At 48.8% G+C, this 2,323-nt stretch carries 2 protein-coding genes; both read right to left on the reverse strand.

Going from position 1 to position 2,323, the window contains the following annotated elements; genetic code table 11:
* Positions 1-16 precede the first annotated feature (16 nt).
* Positions 17-1,234 carry a group II intron reverse transcriptase gene (locus tag NIES593_RS25395; RefSeq protein WP_217652018.1) on the reverse strand — a complete coding sequence of 406 codons (1,218 nt, stop codon included), beginning with the start codon at positions 1,232-1,234 and terminating at the stop codon, positions 17-19.
* Positions 1,140-1,709, reverse strand: coding sequence for a reverse transcriptase N-terminal domain-containing protein (locus tag NIES593_RS25400; protein ID WP_217652019.1), 570 nt, complete (start codon positions 1,707-1,709; stop codon positions 1,140-1,142). Before NIES593_RS25400 ends, NIES593_RS25395 begins: the two co-directional genes overlap by 95 nt.
* Positions 1,710-2,323: the final 614 nt, after the last annotated feature.

The following is a 2,323-nucleotide window of genomic DNA, read 5'->3' on the forward strand; positions in this document are numbered from 1 at the left end:
GCGGAAAGCCGTTAACCTAAGCATGGAGGTCGCCCCCCATGCTCGGCTTCAGAACCGGACGTGAGAGTTTCCGCTCATCCGGCTCCTCTCCAGATTGACCCTTGATATGGGTACTGGGCTGGGTTGAGAGATTGCCTTTACCACCGTGTATCCGGTCGTGGCAGTGACGGTGGATAGCTGTCAAATTTTCCATTTTGGTATTGCGATGATTCCCATCGATGTGATGAATTTCAATCGCGTCCTCCATGTGGAAGTGAAGCCCACACTCAGCACATTTGCCTTTCTGTCGCTTGATGGCGGTCGAGACTTTCGTGCTGATTCCGGGGTACGAACCCCGTCTTTTACTCCAATAAGTCCAGTTCCCATCGTAGGGAGATGCTGTTCCTTTGACTTTGACGTGGCGCTGAATTGGTGTATCTGAGTGCCGGAGCAGTTTAATATCTCCATCCGCAAATACCCATCCTTCGCCCTTGCCAATTCGCCAGTAACGTTTTGCAATCCATCGTTTTCCTTTCTTGGGATGTCTGAACTTCGCCCATCTCCAGAGTTTCTTGAACAGAAGTGCGTCTAGCTTGGAATAGGTAGCTGAACTTACGACTGCTGAATAATAGTTGCTCCATCCTCGAATGGCAGGATTGAGGTCACTAATGATTCTCTTTTGTGGGGTAGATTTTAGCGATTCAATATGCTCGGCTATCTTGCGATATTGAGCTTTGATATTCGCTTTGCTTGGCTTGATGAAGGTTTGAAATCCGGTGAGTTTCCCGTTGTTCTTTCCACTGTTTGTTTTACCGACTGGGTATGACCGGATGTTGAATCCGAGAAAGTCAAACCCTGGTTTTTGTTCCTCTACAGGATGCAGTGTGTGAGCAATTCGGGTTTTGCTGGGTTTCAGTTCTAGCCCTAGTGATTTCAGCCATTCTGAGATGAGGTTCTGACATTCTTGGATGACCTCTAATTCGGGGTGTAGTACCACGAAGTCATCAGCATATCTGACGAATTGAGGTTTCCAGTTTTGTCCGTTCTTTTTCTCAGGGAACTGACTGAGGATGAACGTTTCGAGTCCGTGTAAGGCAATGTTTGCCAATAACGGGCCGATCGCTCCACCCTGCGGGGTTCCTTCAGTTGTGGGGAACAGATTATCTCTGTCCATCACACCTGCTTTGAGCCATCCTCGGATGACTCGTCCCGCTAATCTGGGCAATTGCTGTAAAGATTGCTTGGATGGCATCATGGGCGGAACGTCCTGGTCTAAAGCCGTAAGAATTCGGCTCAAATTTGGCTTCCCATTCTGGTTCTAAGACCATTTTGAGAAGTGCTTGTAATGCTCGGTCGTGCATGGTCGGGATACCCAAGGGGCGCTTTTCAGCTTTTCCAGGTTTCGGAATCCATACTCTTCTGACTGCTCGACTCTTGGACTGGAAATCCATTGAGTTGATCAGTTGGAAGCGTTGGGCAGGGGTGAGGGATTTGATTCCGTCCACACCCGCCGTTTTCTTTCCCTGGTTGTCTTGAGTCACCCGTCTGACTGCCAAGCATTTAGCGTACCAGGACTTCATCAGAAGCCGTTGGAGTCGGTGGACTCGTTTGACATCTCCACTTCGCGAAGCTCGATAAATTCGACGTTGGAGCTTGAAAACCTTCACCTGGATTTGTTTCCAGGGGATGTCTTTCCATTCATCCCTAACCGTTTTTAGCGATTGGCTCATGACATTTACACTCTACTAATGGATTTCATCGTTCAATCTGTAGTGGTTACGTCTGCGTATCCCTGACGTTACTCAGGGCATTTGCTTCTTAACCAATCCTGCCTTCCGGGGTATCCGGTTTGACACCTACTCTGGGGTATCGACCTCCACCAGAGAACCGTCAGAAGGTTATCTCGTTCCCAATATCCGTTTGGCGTTAGGGTTAGGATTCTACTGTTCTCCGGGTTGTTGAGATTGCTCTCTGAGTGAATGTTGTACACGCCAGTTTTGTACAGCCCACAACCGTTACCTTTTTTTTGGTCTAGCCTGTCAGCCTGATTTGGCTAGTTATCTGTTACGGAGAGTTAAACGTAGATTCGTTGCCTATCCTTACCTAACTGTGTTAGCGGGGTTTCCGGTTTAGGCTACCAGATACCTGCGTTTCATCCCGCTTCATCCTTTGAGAGTCAGTCGCCAGATGGGGATGGACTGTCACCTTGTCACTTCAAGGGGTCGGAATTGCGCCGACACGGATATTGAGTTATCAAGGTTCATGGAACTTGCGTTCCTGTGGCTCCTTGTCGCTAATCCCCCAGTCGAAACTGGTTTCTAGCGAACGAGTCGCACCCTGGCTT

It is taken from the genome of Hydrococcus rivularis NIES-593 (assembly GCF_001904635.1).
Taxonomy (GTDB): Bacteria; Cyanobacteriota; Cyanobacteriia; order Cyanobacteriales; family Microcystaceae; genus Hydrococcus; species Hydrococcus rivularis.